Below are 18,639 nucleotides of genomic sequence, written 5' to 3' on the forward strand. Positions count from 1 at the left end.
TCGACGCTAGGCTGGCAGGACGCTGTAACCGTTTGATCCCGCGCAGGATCCCTGCAGCAAACCGCGGCCGAAATTTCGAGCGATGCGAATTAGCTCCGTACGCCGGGCCGCGGTTGCGCTCTATATGGCATATGCGCGATATCAACGGTAATCAGGTCGCGGCAATGTGATTGATTCGAGGCTCGGGGTGGCTGGCGGGTCTCGGTTATCCCCACGCGCATGCCCGAAATCGACTCCGATTTTCGAGTCATGCGCAGAATCAAAGTGTTACAGCACCTTGGCGCGTCCTGGACGGCCGGCGCTGTAGGCGGCACGCGGAATCTCGACCATGCCCTCCTTGCGGTTCTATTTCGACAAGATCCTTGAGGCCGCCGCGCCCGAGGTCGAGCGGCAGGCGCTGACCCATGTCGAACGCCTGGCACTGGTGCGCCGCTATGGCGACTTCTCGCTCGCCTATTCCACCGCCGTGCAAGGCAAGCTCTCCTATTTCGGCGACGCCGACGGCTACATCGCCTTCGGTACCAAGATGAAGCACCATTTCGCGCTCGGCGACCCGGTGGCGGCTCCGGCGCGTCGGGCCGATTACATCAAGCGCTTCGTCGAGACCGCCGGCAGCCCGTGGTTCGTGCAGGTCGGCGAGGAAACCGCACGCGTGCTGGCCGGCCTTGGCTACAAGGTCAATCGCCTCGGCGTCGACACCCGCCTCACCCTGCCCGAGCATGATTTTTCCGGGAAGCGCAACGAGACCGTGCGCTACTCCGAGCGCTGGCTGCTGAAGAAAGGCTTTTCGTTCGACGAGGACAAGCGCACGATTTTTCTGGATGAAATTGCCCGGCTTTCGGAAAACTGGCGCGGCGACCGCATCGTCAAGCGCTGGGAGATGGGCTTTCTCAACCGCAACTTTGCCGACCATCTCGGCACCGACATGCGCCGTTTCGTCCTGCACGGTCCCGACGGCGGACTGGTCGCTCTGCTCGACTTCGACCCGCTGTGCCGCAACGGAAAGGTCATCGGCTACACGACGGCCTTCAAGCGCAAGCATATCGACGCTTCGCCGCATGCCGAGGTCGGCCTGACCAAATTCGCCGTCGATCGTTTTCGCGAAGAGGGCATCTCGGTGGTCACGCTCGGCCTGTCGCCGATGCTCGATATCGGGCCAAGCGGCTTTGCCGAAAGCGATTTCTGGCGCAATGCCTTCCAGCGCGCCTACGATTCGCCCTGGGTCAATCGCCGCAGGTTCAACCTGCAGGGCCAGGCGGCCTTCAAGCGCCGCTTCCACGGTGTCGAGGAGCCGGTCTACATCGCCTTCCGCAAGGGGACGTATGTCGAGATGCTGGGGTTGCTGCGGCTGGTCAAGGCGATCTAGATCTATCGATATTCAGGTGAGGCCGGCCTGCAAATGGCGGCTTCCTGCGCTTCCGGTGCTCACGTACGAAAAGTACGCTCCGCTCCGGTTCTCGGAATCCGCCATTTTCGACTCGGCCTGACCTGAATCTCAACAGACCTGGCGGCGTTCTGCCGTCAATTCCTCAACCGATACCCTGTCCTGAAGATCCAGGCGACGATCGTTATACAGATCAGCAGGAAGACGACCGTCATGCCGAGGCTGACGCCGACCGAGACGTCGGACTTGCCGTAGAAGCTCCAGCGGAAACCGCTGATCAGATAGACGACCGGGTTGAACAGCGTGATCGTGCGCCAGACCTCGGGCAGCATGTTGATCGAATAGAAGCTGCCACCGAGGAAGGTCAGCGGCGTGATGATCAGCAGCGGAACCAGTTGCAGCTGCTCGAAACTCTTCGCCCAGATGCCGATGATGAAGCCGAACAGGCTGAAGGTCACCGCCGTCAGCACCAGGAAGGCGAGCATCCAGAACGGATGCAGGATGGTGAGCGGCACGAACAGCGAGGCGGTGGCCAGGATGATCAGGCCGAGGATGATCGACTTGGTCGCGGCACCGCCGACATAGGCGATGACGATCTCCAGATAGGAGACCGGCGCCGACAGAAGCTCGTAGATCGAGCCGACGAATTTCGGGAAATAGATGGCAAAGGAGGCGTTGGAGATCGACTGCGTCAACAGCGACAGCATGATCAGACCCGGCACGATGAAGGCGCCATAGCTGATGCCGTCGATCTCGGTGATGCGCGAGCCGATGGCCGAGCCGAAGACGACGAAATACAGCGACGTCGAGATGACCGGCGAGACGATGCTCTGCAGCACGGTGCGGAAAGCACGTGCCATTTCCATCCGGTAGATCGCCCATACTGCGCGAAGGTTCATGGCTCCCTCCTCACCAGATTGACGAAGATCTCCTCGAGCGAAGAGTTTTGCGTGTCGATATCGCGGAACTGGATGCCGCCGGCCTCGAGATCGCGCATCAACGAGGCGACGCCGGGCCGCTCGGCCTGGTTGTCATAGGTGTAGGTCAGCTGCCCGCCATCGGGCGACAATTCCAGCGCATAGCGCGAGAGCGCCTCGGGAATGGCCGTCAGCGGATTGCGCAGTTCCAGTACCAGCCGCTTGCGGCCGAGCTTGCGCATCAGTTCGGCCTTGTTCTCGACCAGGATGATCTCGCCGCGGTTGATGACGCCGACGCGGTCGGCCATCGCTTCGGCTTCCTCGATATAGTGCGTGGTGAGGATGATGGTGACGCCGTCCTCGCGCAGCCGGCGCACCATCGCCCACATGTCCTGGCGCAGCTCGACATCGACGCCGGCGGTCGGCTCGTCGAGGAACAGGATGCGCGGCTCATGCGACAGCGCCTTGGCGATCATCAGCCGGCGCTTCATGCCGCCCGACAGGGTGATCGCCTTGGCGTCCTTCTTTTCCCACAGTGAGAGATCGCGCAGCACCTTCTCGACAAAGCCGTGGTTGGCCGGCTTGCCGAACAGGCCACGGCTGTAATTGACCGTCGCCCAGACGCTCTCGAAGGCATCGATGGTCAGTTCCTGCGGCACAAGCCCGATCAGACCGCGCGCGGCGCGATAATCCTTGTTGATGTCGTGGCCGTCGACGGTGACGGTGCCCGACGAGCGGTTGACGATGCCGCAGACGATCGAGATCAGCGTCGTCTTGCCGGCGCCATTGGGCCCAAGCAGCGCGAAGATTTCGCCGCGCTGAATGTCGAGATTGACTTCCTTGAGCGCGGTAAAACCGGTGGCGTAGGTCTTGGAGACCCCGGAAATGGACAGGATGGAAGGCATGGATGAAAACGGCTGCTTGAAAGAGGTCCCCTGATATAGGCCGAATGTCGGTGCTTGCAACCGCAAGTCAATGCCCTGCTGACAGTTCTCGACAATCGTTGCCGGCCGGCCATTGCAGGTGCGGCGCACAGGCCCGGAGTTGCGCGGCATGCAACCGGGAAAATTGTCCTGTGGCGTTCAGCCTCGCGGCAGGACGCCGCTTTGACCTGAACTCGCTTCGGGCCTATTCTTCGCGAGTATTTGCAGCAGCCGGAGCCCATCATGGACCCGCTCATACTTTCGCGTATCCAGTTCGGCGCGAATATTTCATTCCACATTCTATTTCCGACGATCACCATTGCGCTGGGTTGGGTGCTGCTGTTCTTCAAGCTGCGCTACAACGCGACCAACGATTCCGCCTGGATGCGCGCCTATTTCACCTGGGTGAAGGTGTTCGCGCTGTCCTTTGCCATGGGCGTGGTTTCGGGCGTCACCATGAGCTTCCAGTTCGGCACCAACTGGCCGGGCTACATGGAAAAGGTCGGCAACATCGCCGGGCCGCTGCTGGCCTACGAGATCCTCACCGCCTTCTTCCTCGAAGCGGCCTTCCTCGGCATCATGCTGTTCGGCTTCCGCCGCGTTTCCAACCGCATCCACACGCTGGCGACGGTGCTTGTCGCCGGCGGCACCACCGTCTCGGCGTTCTGGATCATCGCGCTCAATTCCTGGATGCAGACGCCGGCCGGCTTCGAGATGCGCGACGGCGTGGCGCACGCGGTCGACTGGTGGGCAATCATCTTCAACCCGTCGATGCCCTACAGGCTGACCCACATGCTGCTGGCGTCCGGGCTGACGGTGTCGTTCCTGATCGCTGGCCTGTCGGCGCTGCGCTATCTCACCGGCGACCGTTCGGAATCGATGTGGAAGGCGCTGCGCACCGGCGTCTTCACGGCCGCGATCCTGATCCCGATCCAGATCTTCGCCGGCGACCAGCATGGGCTGAACACGCTGGAGCACCAGCCGCAGAAGATCGCCGCCATGGAAGCCAACTGGAACACCGGCCCCAACGTGCCGCTGGTGCTTTTTGCGCTTCCCGACGAGGCCGCGAAGGAAAACAAATTCGAGATCGCCATTCCCGACGGCGCCAGCCTGGTGCTGCGGCACTCGACCAGCGGTGTCGTGCCGGGACTGAACGATTATCCCGGCAACCATCCGCCGGTCTTTCCGGTGTTCTGGGGTTTCCGCGTGATGGTCGGCACAGGCATATTGATGCTGCTCGTCTCGTGGTCGGCCGCCTTCTTCCTCAAGCGCCGGCACAGCCTGCCGAAGCCGCTCGCCATGCTGATGGTACCGATGGCGCTGTCGGGCTGGCTGGCAACGCTGGCCGGCTGGTACACCACCGAAATCGGCCGCCAGCCCTGGCTGGTGACGGGCGTGCTGAAAACGGCAGACGCGGTCGGCCCGGTGGCGGGCAGCCATGTCGCGCTGACGCTGGCGATCTACCTCGTTCTCTATGTGCTTTTGCTGATCGCCTATCTCGGCGTGCTGGTGCACCTGGCGCTGAAGGCGGCGAAGGACGGCGATTCATCGCCGCTGCCGGGCGTCATGAACGCCGCCATGTCACAGCCGGCGGCTGGCGAGTAGGAGAAGAAGATGAGCTTCGACTGGCCAACCGCGCTTCCCCTCATCTTCGCCGGCCTGATGGGCCTCGCCATCCTGATCTACGTCATTCTCGACGGTTTCGATCTCGGCATCGGCATCCTGTTCGCCGCCGCCGAAGACGCCGAACAGGATACGATGATCGCCGCGATCGGCCCGTTCTGGGACGCCAACGAAACCTGGCTCGTGCTGGCCGTCGGCTTGCTGCTGGTCGCCTTCCCGCTGGCGCATGGCGTCATCCTGACGGCGCTCTACATTCCGGTCTTCGTGCTTTTGCTCGGGCTGATCCTGCGCGGCGTTGCCTTCGATTTCCGCGCCAAGGTGCCAGCTGGCCGGAAGCATCGCTGGAACCGTATTTTCTTCCTGGGTTCGCTCATCGCCTCGCTGGCGCAGGGCTACATGCTGGGTGTCTATGTGCTCGGCCTCGATGTCGGCCTCGGCGGCATGGCGTTCGGCGTGCTGGTGGCGTTCTGCCTTGCCGCCGCCTACGCGGCGATGGGCGCCGCCTGGGTGATCTACAAGACTGAAGGCGAATTGCAGAAGAAGGCGGTGCGCTGGCTGCGCACGACGCTGGTGCTGACCGCGCTCGGCATGGCGGCAGTGTCGCTGGCGACGCCCTTCGCCAGCCCGCGCATCTTCGACAAATGGTTCGTCTGGCCGGAGATGCTCTATCTGTCGCCGCTGCCGATCCTGTCGGCGCTGCTGTTTCTGTGGCTGTGGCGGCAGACCTTCCATCTGCCGAAGCCCGACGACCGCCATTCACTGACGCCGTTCCTGACGCTGGCGGCCATCTTCGCGCTTGGCTTTGCCGGCCTCGCCTGGTCGTTCTACCCGTTCGTGGTGCCGGATCGCCTGACCATCTGGCAGGCAGCCTCGGCACCGGAAAGCCTGGCCATCATCCTGGCCGGCACCGTGGTGGTGCTGCCGATCATCATCTTCTATTCCTTCTATGCCTACCGGGTGTTCGGCGGCAAGGCGACCGACCTGACCTACGATTGATCCGCTCCATCTCTTTGACGCAAAGCGCCATGGGCTTTCTCAGGAAGGGCTGCTTTCAGATCAGCCCGGAATCGCGCGCGGCAGCTGTGGCCTCGCCACGCGAGATGGCATCCAGCTTACCCAGAACCGCGGAGACATGGTGATCGACGGTTTTTGGTGAAATGGTCAGATGCTCTGCGATCCGCTTGTTGGAGAAGCCGCGCTCGATCAGTTGCAGCACTTCCATCTGGCGTTGGGTCAGGCCGGCGCTGTTGGCGCGCGTGGTCTGGCGCGGCCCCCGGGCGATGCGAATGACGCCGTTGCGCCGCATGATTTCGCGCACATGGCTCGCAACCGGCTTGGCTCCAAGGGTCTCGAATATCTCGAGTGCCGCACGCTGCGCCGGCTCATCGCCCTGGGCGAGCGCGAGCGCACGTTCATAAGGTGCGTTGAGATCCGCCCAGACCGCGGCCGCCCCTTGCCAGTCGCCAGCCAGGAGCATTCGGTACGGCGCGGCCATGCCGGCCGTATCCCCCGCGTCGCTACCGGCGGAGAGGATCTGGCGCCAGCTGGCCAGTTCGGCAAACATGGCCCGCGTCGGCGACAGGGTCTCGGCAAGGTCGATCAGCCGCAGCGCCTCGGCGATTTCCGCCTCGCCGAGCCATGCCTGCTCGGCGACGATGGCGGCGTACGGCAACAGCCGCTGCAATTCGGCTCCCCTTTCCAGGAACCGATTCATTTCCGCCAGCAGCGGCTCGGCCGAAGGATCTCCGCGCCGAAGACGCAGTTTCACCAGGGCCACCAAAGCGGGATAGCGGACCAGCGCCGTCGCCTGGTCATTGCTTATGACATCCAGAGCCTCGGCGGCAGCTTCGTTCCAGTATCCCTGACGCAACAACAACTGTGCCCGAACCCCACGCATATAGTCACGCCAAGTCGCCAGATCGTTCTCGACGCAATAGTCGATGCCGCGATCGAGGAAGGATTGAGCCTGGCTGTAGCCCAATTGGTTGATCTCGCCACAGGCGCAATTGGTGAAGGCACGCGCGGCGTGCTCCTGAAAATTCTGCTCCAGCGCGATTTCGAGGCTGCGGGCGAGATGCAGCCGGCTGCGGGCCAGATCCAGCCACTGCTCGGCGGCGCCGACATTGTTGAGCGCGTGACAAACGACATCCTGCCGGCCCAGCTGCTCGGCAAGCTCGATCGCCCTGCCGCCCAGCGACAGGGTCTCGTCGAGCCTTTCGGACAGCATCGCCAGCTGCGAAAGGTTCGAATAGGCCATCGCAAGTTCGGCACTGGCGGGAACTGCCTCCAGCAACGCGACCGCCTGGGCGCCGAACAGGTCGGCTGCCGGGCGGTCGCCCAACAGATAGGCGAAGCGCGATAGCCACCTGAGGCTGTCGCCTTCCTTCAGCGTGTTGCCAAGCGCCTTTTGCAACGCGCGGGCTTGTTCCTGCGCCTTGATGGCCTCGTCAATGCGGGCGATCAAGTGACACTCGAAGGCATACTGCTCGTAAAGTCCGGCGCGTTCTTCCACGGGCAAGGTGTCGGCCTGCCGCAAGGCGACCTCATAGTAGCCGGCGGCGTCGCGATGGGCGCCGACACGCGAAGCCTCGCGCGCGGCGATCGGCGCGAATTCGCGCACCGCCTCGAAATTGTGCGCTTCCACGGCGTGATGGACCAGGCGTGCGGTGGCGACGCCGCCATTTTCAAGCAGCGCCGACAGCGCGCGCTGGTTGAACAGTCTCCTGTAACTTGTCGTCAGCATCATCTCGATGGCGCGGCGTGCGATTTCATGGCGGAAGGCATAGCCATCGCCCAGATCGTCGAGCAGCCCATTCGACACACATTCCGCCAGCTGTCCGGCGCTGGCAACGCCGCACAGGCCCTGCAGAGCCCAAGCATCGGCCCGCCTGGGAAACACCGACACCGCGTCGAGCATCGAGCGGGCACCGGCGGACAGCCGTTCGGCCCGCGCCACAACGGCGTCCCGCACGCTGGCCGGCGGCGTCATCTCATTGTCGGCGCACAGGAGCTCGGTGACGAAGAAGGCATTGCCGGCGGTGACCCGGTAGATGGCGTCGCCATCGCGGCCGGCAGCGCTGGCGAGCGACAGGACGGCCGCCTCGCTCAACAGCGGCACGTCGATACGGGCAACGTTGCCCGACGGAATTTCACCCAGCGCCCGGCGCACACGCGCCTGTCCTTCGCTGCGGTCGGTGCGCGCCGTCAACAGGACCAGGATGTGGGTGTTGGCGATGCGCCGGCCAAGAAAGCGGACGAAATCGAGCGTCGCGTCGTCCGCCCAATGCAGATCCTCGATTACCAGAAGCGTCGGCTGGGTCCTTGTCTCGAACACGTCGAGGGCACCGGAGAACAGTGGCAGCCGCTGACCCTGCCTGGCGTCGATCGCCTGGGGCATCGCCCATTGCGCCTCGCGGGCGAGGTCATAGAGCGGTCCGAGCGGGTCGGGGATCGACAGGTCCTCGCAGGCGCTGCGCAAGATGCGCGTAGCCTTGGCCGCGCCGGCGACGAAGGCCTCGACCAGTGCGGTCTTGCCGGCGCCGGCCTCGCCCGACAACGCCACCACGCTGCCGCGACCACGCGCGGCTTCGGCGAGAAGTCCGTCCAGCTGCTCCAGCTGTGTCTGCCGTTCCAGAAGCATGATCATCCGCTTTTCGTGATCCGGGTCGCTGCCGCACCCCGCTTTCGTCAGGCAGGATAGCGCGGCCCGGTATCGGCTTTGTGGCTCCAGCAGTGAACGCCGTTAACATGGGGAATCGTCCCACGAAACATAGGGAAAGGTTCCGATGCGCGCCCCTGGCGAGTGTGATCAATGTCCTCCGCGCTCAAAACCGGGCGTGAAACAGCAAAGGAACCTGATATGCCTCGCTATGTGGTTGAACGTACATTTCCCAACGGCCTCAGCGTGCCGGTGAACGATGCCGGCGCCGATGCGCTGGGCGGCGTCATCATGCGCAACGCGGAGAAAGGCGTGACTTGGGTGCAGTCCTTCGTCTCGCCCGACAAGAAGCAGAGCTTCTGCATCTATGACGCGCCTTCGCCGGAAGCGATCCGCAGCACGGCCCAGAAAAACGCGCTGCCTGTCGACAAGATCACGGAGGTGCGGGTTCTTGACCCTTACTTTTACCGTTGACCCGATCGATGAGCATCAAACTGCCCTTCGCGGCGACGGCAGCGTGCCTGACGAATCGTTCAGCGGGCCGTCGGCGGCGTCGAGACCCGTCGGACGAGACCCGTTACCGGGCCGGGCTTTCTGGCGGCTGGCCTCGCTGCTGTTCGCGCCATTGCGCAAGAGTCGGCGTCGATTGCCTCCGCAGGACGATTATCTGAGACGCGACATCGGCCTGCCGGAGCTCGAGGGTCTGCCGCACTACTGGGACTTCACCCGGTACCAATGATGCGTGCAGCCGAGATCCGACGTCGCAGCGGGAGCGGCTGCTCCCGCGCGCCATCAACAAGGAGGAGAGAACATGAACATCCATCTGTGGACCAAACACCTCATCAACCTGTCGATCCTGTCGATCGCGGCCACGGCGGCCAATGCTCACAACGCTGGCGCGCTGGACGAGAAGGTGCGGGCAGCCAACAGCCGCTTCGAGAACGTGGCGATGGCGACGGCCGAGGGCTATGCGCCGATCCCTTGCGCCAGCGGCATCACCGGCGGCGCCATGGGCATCCACTATGTCAATGCCGGTTATCTGAAGGACGATGCGGTCGAACTCGCCAAGCCCGAGGCGGTGATGTACGAGCCGATGGCAAACGGCAAGCTGAGGCTGGTGGCCGTCGAGTACATCACCTCGAAAGGTCCGGCTTCGCTGGAAGGGCAGCTGTTCAATTTCGACAGCGCGCCCAACCGCTACGGTCTAGGCCCGTTCTATGAACTGCATGTCTGGGCCTGGAAGAAGAACCCGGCCGGTACCTTCGCCGACATGAACCCGACTGTGTCGTGTGACGCGATGAAGGCCATGTAGCCGGCAGGGGCGGGGCGGCTGAGTGCGCAAATCTCCCCCCGCGAGGGGGAGATTTGCGCGTTCTCAGTTGCTTGCCGCCAGCACCAGCACCGGCTTCTCGCTATAGAGCGCCGGGAACAGCGCCTTCAGGTTCGCCACCTTGGGCAGGTCGTTGTAGACGATGTAGGGATAGGTCGGGTTCAGCGTCAGGAAATCCTGATGATAGTTCTCGGCCGGATAGAAGGTCTTGCCGGTTTCCAGCGTGGTGACGATCGGCTCCGGGAACACCTTGGCCTGGTCGAGCTGGGCGATGTAGCTTTGCGCGATCTTCTTTTGTGCATCGTTTTCGGCGAAGATCGTCGAGCGGTACTGCGTGCCGGAGTCCGGACCCTGGAAATTCAGCTGGGTCGGGTTGTGGGCGACCGAGAAATAGACCTGCAGCAGCTGGCCGTAGGTCACCTTCGACGGATCGTAGGTGATCTCGACGGATTCGGCATGCCCGGTACGGCCTGAGCCGACCGTCTCGTAGACGGCGGTGTCCTTGTCGCCGCCGGTGTAGCCGGAGACGGCCCTGGTGACGCCCTTGACGTGCTGGAACACGCCCTGCACGCCCCAGAAACAACCGCCGGCGAAGACTGCCTTTTCAGTGCCGGTGGCCGCCTTCTCGTCGAGTGCCGGCGGCGGGATCTTCACCGCGTCCTCGGCCGAAACCGCCGGCGTCAGGCAGAACGCGGCGCCCGCTGCGGCCAGCGCAAGGGCGGCGAGCGCGCTGCGGAAGACGTTCGACGATTGTCTGATGACTGGTTTTTGAATGTCGGTCATGGCTTGAGCTCCTGTGACGTCCATCATGTGGAGTCTATTGGATAAGATACGATCATGCGACGGGCGAGTTGCGGCCGAAGCCTCACTTTCACGTGCATCCGGCTTCGGACCCGCGGGACCGAAGCCGGAAACAGCACCGCCTTTACTTGGCCGGAGCCATCGCATCCGTTGCCGGCTTCATGGCGTCAGCCGCCGGCTTCATGGAATTGGTGGCCATCGGGTCGGCAGGCTTCATCGCACCCGTTGCAGGTTTCATGGCGTCTGCGGCCGGCTTCATCGCATCCGCGGCCGGTTTCATGGCATTTGCAGCCGGCTTCATCGCATTGGTCGCGTCGTCGGCACGGGCGATGCCGCCGGCAAACAGCGCCGTCGAGCACAGAGCGAGAGCGAGCGCCGGCAGCGTCAGGCGGGAAGTGGTCATGATGGTCTCCTTGGGGTTGGTCGGTCGTTGAAGGCGCGTCCTCTTGACGGCCGTGCTATGCGGCGCCGCTCCATGCGGCGTTGCGCAATTTCTTGTCGAAGCGCGATCTAGTCGGTCGCAGCAGCCAGGATCGGTCCGCCACCGGGCGACTGCACGAGCACGACGGTGCTCAGGCCGCCGGATGCGGCGGGCAGCGGATACGTCGCGGCCGCGCCGGTCCAGCTGCCGAGTTTTTTCAGCGCATGCACGACATTGGCGTGCGGCAAGGTGCGGCCGGTGTTTTCGCCGCGCGCCACAGGCACCTCGACGACGCCCTTGGCATAGCGCACCAGCCAGACATCGGCGCGGCCGCCAGGTGCGGCGCCGGCGCCGATGCTGATCCTGCCGCCATCGAGCGACAATGCCGGGCCGCTTGCCCGGCCGCTCGCCGCAATCAGCTTTTCGATTTCGCCGGGTGCGGCACCGACGACATCGGCATGGCCGTTGACCACCACTTGCGGCGTGAACGGCCCGTCATGGCCGAGCGCCGGCTCGTAGCTGACCTGGCGCTGGGTGAATTCCTGTTTTCCGAAGATATCCTTCCAGCCGAGATAGTCCCAATAGGTGACGTTGAACGACAGCGCCAGTACGCCCGGCTGGTCCTTGACCTTGATCAGATTGGCGTTGGCCGGCGGGCAGGACGAGCAGCCCTGGCTGGTGAACAGCTCGACCACGCTGAGCGGCTGGGCGGCGGCCGCACCGAGCGACGCTGCCAGCGCAATCGCCGAGAGGCTGGACATTTTGATGAACGTGCTGGACCCTGACATCGGCTTGCTCCGTGGGCGGCGGCGCCTGGAAGCACCGCAGATATCCCCACTTCGCCGCTGTCGGCGCCTTCGTTACAGCGCTCACCGGTTTGTGATCGGGCCGCAGGCGTTCTTCCCTTCTCCCCCTGTGGGAGAAGGTGTCGCCGCAGGCGACGGATGAGGGGTGTTCCAGGGAAAGCCAACGTCTCACTCCGCTAGAACACCCCTCATCCGTCTCGGCGCTACGCGCCGATCCACCTTCTCCCACAGGGGGAGAAGGGAAGAACGCGCCCCTACCGCCAAGGCTGTAGGCTGGTATCCCGTACATAGGCGATGATGGTATCGCAAACGGCGTTCATGTCTTTCAGAACGTCATCGTTCCAAAAGCGCAGAATGCGAAAGCCTTTCTCTTCCAGGTGAGTTTTGCGGACGCTGTCAGACTCCAACTCCGCATGCTGGCTGCCATCGATCTCGACGACCAAGCGTGCTTCGAAGCAGACGAAATCAGCAATGTACTTTCCAATGGGAACCTGGCGCCGAAATTTTATCCGGTCGAGCCTGCGGTCGCGCAGTTCATGCCACAGCCGGTCTTCCGCTTCCGTCATTACACACCGGAGCGAACGGGCGAAGCTTCGTTTGGCTGGCGGGACAGGTTGATGCGGCATGGCTTAGATTAGCCGGCTATTGCGCTCCGTCCAGCACCCCTCATCCGTCTCGGCGCTACGCGCCGATCCACCTTCTCCCGCAAGGGGAGAAGGCAAGAGGAGCAGCATCTACTGCGTCAGCCGCGTGTTGTTGGGCCGCTTGTTGAAGTCGCATTTGCCGGTCACGTTGTAGAAGAAGTCGGCGTTGCTGACGGGCGCCGGGACCTTGTTGCCGCCGTCTTCCCAGGCCTGGTAGGCTGTCGCGCCGCAAGGCACGAGGCCGAAGATATCAACGATCTGGCCGGTCGCCATCTCGTTGTAGTCGATAGCGCCCGTCTGGTCCGATTTGAGGCCGCTGTAGAGCCTGTTGGACGTGGTCGGATCGTTCGACATGAGCTTGCTTGGGTTGCCCGATGGCACATCCATCTGCAGATAGAGGCCGGCCATCTGGCTGACATTGATCTGCGCGCCGGCGCCATCGGCGGGATACATCGTATCGACGCAGTAATATTTCGTCTGGAACCCGTCGGTCAGGATCACCGCGCCAGCGGGCGTGCTGGAATCGACGAGCTTGCAGACCTGCTTCTGGGCCACCGTGGTGACCGTCTTGCCGGCTGAATCGGTGGTGAGAACGCTGACGGTCGTGGTGCCGTAGCCTTTCGGATCGCCAGTCTTGCCATAGGCATAGTCGATCGTCATCAGCGGCTTGCCCGCTGCGGCGCCGAACATCGTGCCGTAGAGCGTCATTTTCTTGTTCCAGTAGCCCGACACGCCGGTGACCTTGAAGGTGGCCTCCACCAAAGCCGGCGCCTTGTTCACCGCCGACGTAACGCCGACTGCCACCGAAGGAATCCTGGCGATCTGCATGAACACGGTCGGCATGGCGAAACTTGCCGAGGCCTGCGCGGTGGCGGTGCCGTTGGCGCTGACGTCGAAGCTGTTCAGGGTCGCTGCGCCCCGTCCGCCGTTTTCTCTGTAGGTATCCTGGAGCACCACCTGGCGCTGCGGCTTCGTCGAGGCCGTATCCATCGTGGTGATCGACAGGATCGCGGCGTCGAGTGCCGCCTGCTCGGTCGACCTGGTCTGGACAGCGGAGGTGTAGTCGACGGAAAAGCCGATCGCGGTGATCAACGGTATCATGGCAAGAATGAGTATCGGTGCGAACGAGCCGCTCCGCGACTCGATAAAACTGCCTGCAAGCCCCCGCATGCCTTCGTCCTTACATCAGATATTTCCCTCCGCTAACATCCCGTTCGCAAATTATGCTCTAACGGGCTTGGTTAAAATTTATAGATTTTTCGCGAAAAGCGCGAAAAAAGCGACAGGTGCCCGTGCTGCCTGCTCCGGCAAAGGCGCACAGCTTGCTCGGGCAAGCCACCCCTGCTAAACGCGCGCCATGAGCACGCCCCTCGACCACATCCGCAATTTCTCCATCGTCGCCCATATCGACCATGGCAAATCCACGCTTGCCGACAGGCTGATCCAGCTGACCGGCGGGCTGGAGCTGCGCGACATGAAGGAGCAGGTGCTGGACTCGATGGACATCGAGCGCGAGCGCGGCATCACCATCAAGGCGCAGACGGTGCGGCTGAAATACCGCGCCAACAATGGCGAGGACTATATCCTCAATTTGATCGACACGCCCGGACATGTCGACTTCGCCTATGAAGTGTCACGGTCGCTGGCCGCCTGCGAGGGTTCGCTGCTGGTCGTCGACGCCTCCCAGGGCGTCGAGGCGCAGACGCTGGCCAATGTCTACCAGGCGATCGACAACAACCACGAGATCGTCGTGGTGCTGAACAAGGTCGACCTGCCGGCCGCCGAGCCCGAGCGCATCCGCGAGCAGGTCGAGGAGGTGATCGGCATCGACGCCTCCAACGCCGTGCTGATCTCGGCCAAGACCGGCCTTGGCATTCCGGACGTCCTGGAGGCCATCGTCCACCAATTGCCGCCGCCGCGCGAAGGCGACGCCACGGCGCCCCTGAAGGCGATGCTGGTCGACAGCTGGTACGACGCCTATCTCGGCGTCATCGTGCTGGTGCGCGTCATCGACGGCGTGCTGAAGAAGGGCCAGACCATCCGCATGATGGGCACCGGCGCCAAATATCTGGTCGAGCGCACCGGCGTGTTCACGCCGGCGCGCATCAATGTCGAGGAGCTCGGCCCCGGCGAGTTCGGCTTCTTCACCGGCTCGATCAAGGAAGTGGCCGACACCCGCGTCGGCGACACCATCACCGAGGACAAGCGCGCCACCGCCAAGGCGCTGCCCGGCTTCAAGCCGGCGCAGCCTGTGGTGTTCTGCGGCCTGTTCCCGGTCGACGCCGCCGATTTCGAGGATCTGCGCGCCGCAGTCGGCAAATTGCGCCTCAACGACGCCAGCTTCTCTTTTGAAATGGAAACCAGCGCGGCGCTCGGCTTCGGCTATCGCTGCGGCTTCCTTGGCCTCTTACATCTGGAAATCATCCAGGAGCGGCTGGAGCGCGAGTTCAACCTCGACCTGATCGCTACGGCGCCCAGCGTCGTCTACCGGCTGGCTCTGACCGACGGCTCGATGAAGGAACTGCACAACCCGGCCGACATGCCGGACGTGGTCAAGATCTCGGCGATCGAGGAGCCGTGGATCCGCGCCACCATATTGACCCCCGACGACTATCTCGGCGGCATATTGAAACTCTGCCAGGACCGGCGCGGCATCCAGGCCGACCTGTCCTATGTCGGCAAGCGCGCCATGCTGATCTACGATCTGCCGCTCAACGAGGTCGTCTTCGATTTCTACGACCGGCTGAAGTCGATCTCCAAGGGCTACGCCTCGTTCGACTATCACCTGACCGACTACCGGGAGGGCGACCTGGTGAAGATGTCGATCCTGGTCAATGAGGAGCCGGTCGACGCGCTCTCCATGCTGGTGCACCGCACGGCGGCGGAAAAGCGCGGAAGGCAGATGTGCGAGAAGCTGAAGGAGCTGATCCCGCACCACCTGTTCAAGATCCCGATCCAGGCCGCCATCGGCGGCAAGGTCATCGCCCGCGAAACCATCTCGGCGCTGCGCAAGGACGTCACCGCCAAATGCTACGGCGGCGACGTCTCGCGCAAACGCAAGCTGCTGGACAAGCAGAAAGAAGGCAAGAAGCGGATGCGGCAGTTCGGCAAGGTGGATATCCCGCAGGAGGCGTTTATCCAGGCGCTGAAGATGGGGGATTGATTACTATTGCAATTGAGCGACTACTCGATCTCTTACATCCTTTCCTCTGCCTCCCCCAAAGAGTGAAGCCTCTGAGTTGAGCCAAAGTCGCACGAATTGGCAAAATTTATAACCCTCCTTGCGCCCAACTAGACTAAAAAAACTCTCACTTTGTTTAACTTCCGACGTCTTGTCTACAAATCCGTATATTTCTCTCGTCTCAACAAGAAACATTGCTGCAAACAGAGCCGCACTTATAGCATCGTCATTCATTTCTTCTAGGCGAATGCCTTTTGTGTGGGTTTCCACCCCCAGCCCTCGAACATTGTTGTAATTTACTATTAGCTCGTACTTTCCTGCATTTGCAAACGAACTTTCTGCTACAGCATATGCTAACTTTGCGTACGGCAACGTTTCGAGTGGCCATCCATCAGCATGAGATGCGACCTCCGAAAGCATCCGAACACCGTCAAACAATGCTCCCTCGTTGCGGTTCTTTGTCCATTTACTCGTCCACAGGCGCAGATTGAATGATCGTGCGAGATCCCAGTCGGGATCGGCTGTGCAATCAAAGATCCATCGCAGAACGAACGGCGATCTTATCTGCCAAGAACGAAACGCATCGGAGATTTTCGCCATGGACGGCAAAAGCTCTTGGGGCAGCGCCTTGGTTGAGTAACCTGAAATACGAGCTAATCCATCAAGTACCGGCGAGAATCCGGCTAGCTGTTCCACATTTTTGGTTTTAATGAATTCATCGGCAAACGCGGAAAAAATAACATTCCTTAGAGGGTTTTCCGTACCAACGATGTGCAAGAGAGACATGTCGTCTCCCAACTTCATCGCGAGACTCGTCAGATGCCGCACATAATTTATGAGCGCTTCTCCATTTGGAGTTAGATATTCCAGAGTGTCAGAACAAAACCGCAATACATTCACATTCTTCTTGGCTTCTGTGAGATGCCGAGCGATGCGATCCGACACAGCACGTTTATCGCGCGCTCGCATCTGAAGGGATAGATGCGCAGGCAGCGTGCGTTGGCCCTCGCGGATATAAGGCAAAAGATCATCGAGCAGCGCTTCTGTTACCTCAAATCGCGCGTCCAACGATTGGGCATAGAAGAATTCCAAAAAAGTGCGGTGCGTAAATTCGAACACCTCATCCCCGACCTCATGAAGTATCCAAGCTCTACCTGTCAGGTGATCGACCAATTTAACAGCTGCTTCGGAGGCCTTTCCCTGGGCGTTGTCCGTGTAGTCACTCAAGAAGAACCTCTTGGAGACTTTCAGTAAATCCGACCTATTTATGTTTCCTCCATAAGCGGGGTCCTCGTACAACAATGCTGAGATGTGCATCAGCAAAAGCTATCCCAGCGCTCAAACAACAGGTCAGCGCATGTTGCATATAGATCTGCGCGATTATCGGGAATTTCCTTTCGTCTTGCGTGTATTATTGTTATAAGTGTTAGCAATAGCGGATTTGAAATTAACTCGTCTGCCTTTTTCTTCGCATCTGACATGAAGGTCGCCCGTTCACGATCAACGCGTTCTTTTGCTTTTCCGAGAACAGAGATAGAAACTTTGGTAAAAATTTCACCTATCTGTTTGTCATCAAGTTTTCTAACAATAAAATGGTCAAATCCTTTCAAAGGGGCCGTCTCGTAGCCCACAATGCGTGAAGTGACCAAAAATGAAGAAAGTGGATATCGGTCACAAAACGCGTTCACCAGCTTTGCTATCTCGAGGCGACTTGACCCGCTCAACACTTCGTCAAGCCCGTCGAAGACCACGAAGCACCTTCCTACGGAGAGAAGGTAGTTGATTATCTTCAATAACTCGTCCTGCTCCACATCGGGCACATATTCGTGAGCTATTGTATAGATATATTCTATTATGCTAATACTAGATTGGCGGCTACGCGCTGCAGCATAAGATCTAAGCTGGAGAAAGAATGGTAGAACAATCCCACCTTTCTGTGCCGCTCGTGAAATTTCTAAGCACACCTTCTTAGAATGTGTACTCTTCCCTCCTCCTGGGTTTCCGAGGAGAACGCGTCGCTGCGCTACTTTCGTAAGGCCCGACCATCCGGAGATTTCGTCCGATGGTTCACTCCAGATCGCATGTCCAGCAAGATTCTCGAATCTAAAGCTGCCCTGGATGCGTTCGCGGCCTACCGCGTATCTTTGCAATGATAAGTCAACGAACACGTCGTCCAATGAGACTCTATGAATATCTCCAAATGCACCATGTACATCTATCTCGTCCACTAGACGCTCCACGTTGGATGCGATGGTGTGGAAGACATAGCTGTCGGTCTCGCTACAGGTAGCAATTCCGAGTAGGGAAACTGAAAAGTTCTCCGGGTGAGTTAAATCATTTCCGAAATTTAGATTCGTTAATGCCGACTCGGTTCGACGGAACCTGTCTTCTCGCCGCTTTTGCTGGACAGTGTTCTCTGAATCTAATATGACTTTCTTTTCGATGAGAGAAGCAACAACTGCCTCAAGAGCTGCTCCAAGGGCAGCGACAAAATCATCTGCGTCGTTCTGTTGACCTCCAGACGTAATATAGATGGTGCCAATAATGTCCCAGATCTTACCTCCCGCCTTCTGAAGACGGATACCATCGAGAGCGTGCGAGAGAATTACAGGTGAGGCAATAACAGTTTTGATGGCTGGCTCGGAGATACCGTTCAAAAGTCCTGACTGAGCAAAACCAACGTGAACGGCGTCACCAATGACGTCATTTAGAGATTTCTTTTCAAAGGATTTTCGCAATATGGCCGAGCGAATTTGGAAGTTCCGCGCGATATCGGCCGCCAAGTACGAGTAGATGCGCGCCGCCAGCGCTTTGGTCGTGTTTGCAACAACACCAACTGAAATAGCTTCCAATATCCCGGTCATCGTCCCCCCAACCAAAAAACGACAATACATTTGTCGCCGCATAACACCTGTAGAATGGTCGATTCCAATCGTCAAATTTGACGTGGC

17 protein-coding genes are annotated in these 18,639 nt (G+C 60.8%); 7 read left to right on the plus strand and 10 right to left on the minus strand.

Translation table 11 applies throughout. The annotated features are described in order from the left end of the window. The first annotated feature begins 328 nt into the window (after positions 1 to 328). On the plus strand, positions 329 to 1,366 hold the full coding sequence (locus RPF88_RS22640) for a phosphatidylglycerol lysyltransferase domain-containing protein (protein WP_275953361.1): 1,038 nt from the start codon (positions 329 to 331) through the stop codon (positions 1,364 to 1,366). 155 nt (positions 1,367 to 1,521) lie between these two features. On the opposite strand, the gene RPF88_RS22645 is transcribed toward RPF88_RS22640, so the two are convergent. Then, positions 1,522 to 2,283 carry an ABC transporter permease gene (locus tag RPF88_RS22645; RefSeq protein ID WP_013528680.1) on the minus strand — a complete coding sequence of 254 codons (762 nt, stop codon included), beginning with the start codon at positions 2,281 to 2,283 and terminating at the stop codon, positions 1,522 to 1,524. Then, a complete protein-coding gene (locus RPF88_RS22650) occupies positions 2,280 to 3,206 on the minus strand; it encodes an ABC transporter ATP-binding protein (RefSeq protein WP_063173835.1) in 927 nt (308 codons plus the stop codon). Before RPF88_RS22650 ends, RPF88_RS22645 begins: the two co-directional genes overlap by 4 nt. Positions 3,207 to 3,467: 261 nt before the next feature. On the opposite strand from RPF88_RS22650, the gene RPF88_RS22655 reads away from it, so the two are divergent. Then, complete coding sequence (locus tag RPF88_RS22655; protein ID WP_275953362.1) at positions 3,468 to 4,829, plus strand: cytochrome ubiquinol oxidase subunit I; 1,362 nt, start codon at positions 3,468 to 3,470, stop codon at positions 4,827 to 4,829. A gap of 9 nt (positions 4,830 to 4,838) precedes the next feature. Further along, complete coding sequence (locus RPF88_RS22660; RefSeq protein WP_013528683.1) at positions 4,839 to 5,843, plus strand: cytochrome d ubiquinol oxidase subunit II; 1,005 nt, start codon at positions 4,839 to 4,841, stop codon at positions 5,841 to 5,843. A 55-nt stretch (positions 5,844 to 5,898) separates the two neighbouring features. On the opposite strand, the gene RPF88_RS22665 is transcribed toward RPF88_RS22660, so the two are convergent. Continuing rightward, the gene (locus RPF88_RS22665; protein WP_442921285.1) at positions 5,899 to 8,493 is read right to left on the minus strand and encodes a helix-turn-helix transcriptional regulator; all 2,595 of its coding nucleotides are present in this window, start codon (positions 8,491 to 8,493) and stop codon (positions 5,899 to 5,901) included. A 165-nt stretch (positions 8,494 to 8,658) separates the two neighbouring features. On the opposite strand from RPF88_RS22665, the gene RPF88_RS22670 reads away from it, so the two are divergent. From RPF88_RS22670 to RPF88_RS22680, 3 genes are all read left to right on the plus strand, one after another. Further along, entirely contained in the window at positions 8,659 to 8,979 is a 321-nt protein-coding gene (locus RPF88_RS22670; protein ID WP_337123248.1) for a DUF4242 domain-containing protein, read from the plus strand. Then, positions 8,957 to 9,244: a hypothetical protein gene (locus RPF88_RS22675; protein WP_082827512.1), complete on the plus strand. Its 288-nt coding sequence runs from the start codon at positions 8,957 to 8,959 to the stop codon at positions 9,242 to 9,244. The genes RPF88_RS22670 and RPF88_RS22675 overlap by 23 nt, the downstream gene beginning before the upstream one ends. Positions 9,245 to 9,316: 72 nt before the next feature. Next, entirely contained in the window at positions 9,317 to 9,817 is a 501-nt protein-coding gene (locus tag RPF88_RS22680) for a hypothetical protein (protein WP_063173443.1), read from the plus strand. A 63-nt stretch (positions 9,818 to 9,880) separates the two neighbouring features. Here RPF88_RS22680 and msrA read toward each other — a convergent pair whose 3' ends face one another. The 5 genes from msrA to RPF88_RS22705 form a co-directional block, all read right to left on the minus strand. Then, positions 9,881 to 10,618 (minus strand): peptide-methionine (S)-S-oxide reductase MsrA, encoded by a 738-nt coding sequence (gene msrA / locus RPF88_RS22685; RefSeq protein WP_337123249.1) that lies wholly within the window; start codon positions 10,616 to 10,618, stop codon positions 9,881 to 9,883. A 142-nt stretch (positions 10,619 to 10,760) separates the two neighbouring features. Beyond that, the gene (locus tag RPF88_RS22690; protein ID WP_224619062.1) at positions 10,761 to 11,039 is read right to left on the minus strand and encodes a hypothetical protein; all 279 of its coding nucleotides are present in this window, start codon (positions 11,037 to 11,039) and stop codon (positions 10,761 to 10,763) included. Positions 11,040 to 11,146: 107 nt separating this feature from the next. Continuing rightward, on the minus strand, positions 11,147 to 11,845 hold the full coding sequence (locus tag RPF88_RS22695) for a DUF1223 domain-containing protein (protein ID WP_224619061.1): 699 nt from the start codon (positions 11,843 to 11,845) through the stop codon (positions 11,147 to 11,149). Between the two features lie 272 nt (positions 11,846 to 12,117). Beyond that, a complete protein-coding gene (locus tag RPF88_RS22700; RefSeq protein WP_063173440.1) occupies positions 12,118 to 12,489 on the minus strand; it encodes an endonuclease domain-containing protein in 372 nt (123 codons plus the stop codon). 108 nt (positions 12,490 to 12,597) lie between these two features. Beyond that, entirely contained in the window at positions 12,598 to 13,677 is a 1,080-nt protein-coding gene (locus RPF88_RS22705; protein WP_224619059.1) for a TadE/TadG family type IV pilus assembly protein, read from the minus strand. Positions 13,678 to 13,864: 187 nt separating this feature from the next. Here RPF88_RS22705 and lepA point away from each other — a divergent pair, with 187 nt between their 5' ends. After that, the gene (gene lepA / locus RPF88_RS22710; protein ID WP_224619056.1) at positions 13,865 to 15,670 is read left to right on the plus strand and encodes a translation elongation factor 4; all 1,806 of its coding nucleotides are present in this window, start codon (positions 13,865 to 13,867) and stop codon (positions 15,668 to 15,670) included. Between the two features lie 3 nt (positions 15,671 to 15,673). Here the strand turns inward: lepA and RPF88_RS22715 are convergent, their stop codons facing one another. Both RPF88_RS22715 and RPF88_RS22720 read right to left on the minus strand, forming a co-directional pair. Next, positions 15,674 to 16,915: a hypothetical protein gene (locus RPF88_RS22715; RefSeq protein ID WP_337123250.1), complete on the minus strand. Its 1,242-nt coding sequence runs from the start codon at positions 16,913 to 16,915 to the stop codon at positions 15,674 to 15,676. 89 nt (positions 16,916 to 17,004) lie between these two features. Further along, a complete protein-coding gene (locus RPF88_RS22720; protein ID WP_337123251.1) occupies positions 17,005 to 18,552 on the minus strand; it encodes an NACHT domain-containing protein in 1,548 nt (515 codons plus the stop codon). Between the last annotated feature and the right edge of the window lie 87 nt (positions 18,553 to 18,639).

The sequence above is a fragment of the Mesorhizobium sp. ISC11 genome (assembly GCF_037162595.1).
GTDB classification, from domain to species: Bacteria; Pseudomonadota; Alphaproteobacteria; order Rhizobiales; family Rhizobiaceae; genus Mesorhizobium; species Mesorhizobium ciceri.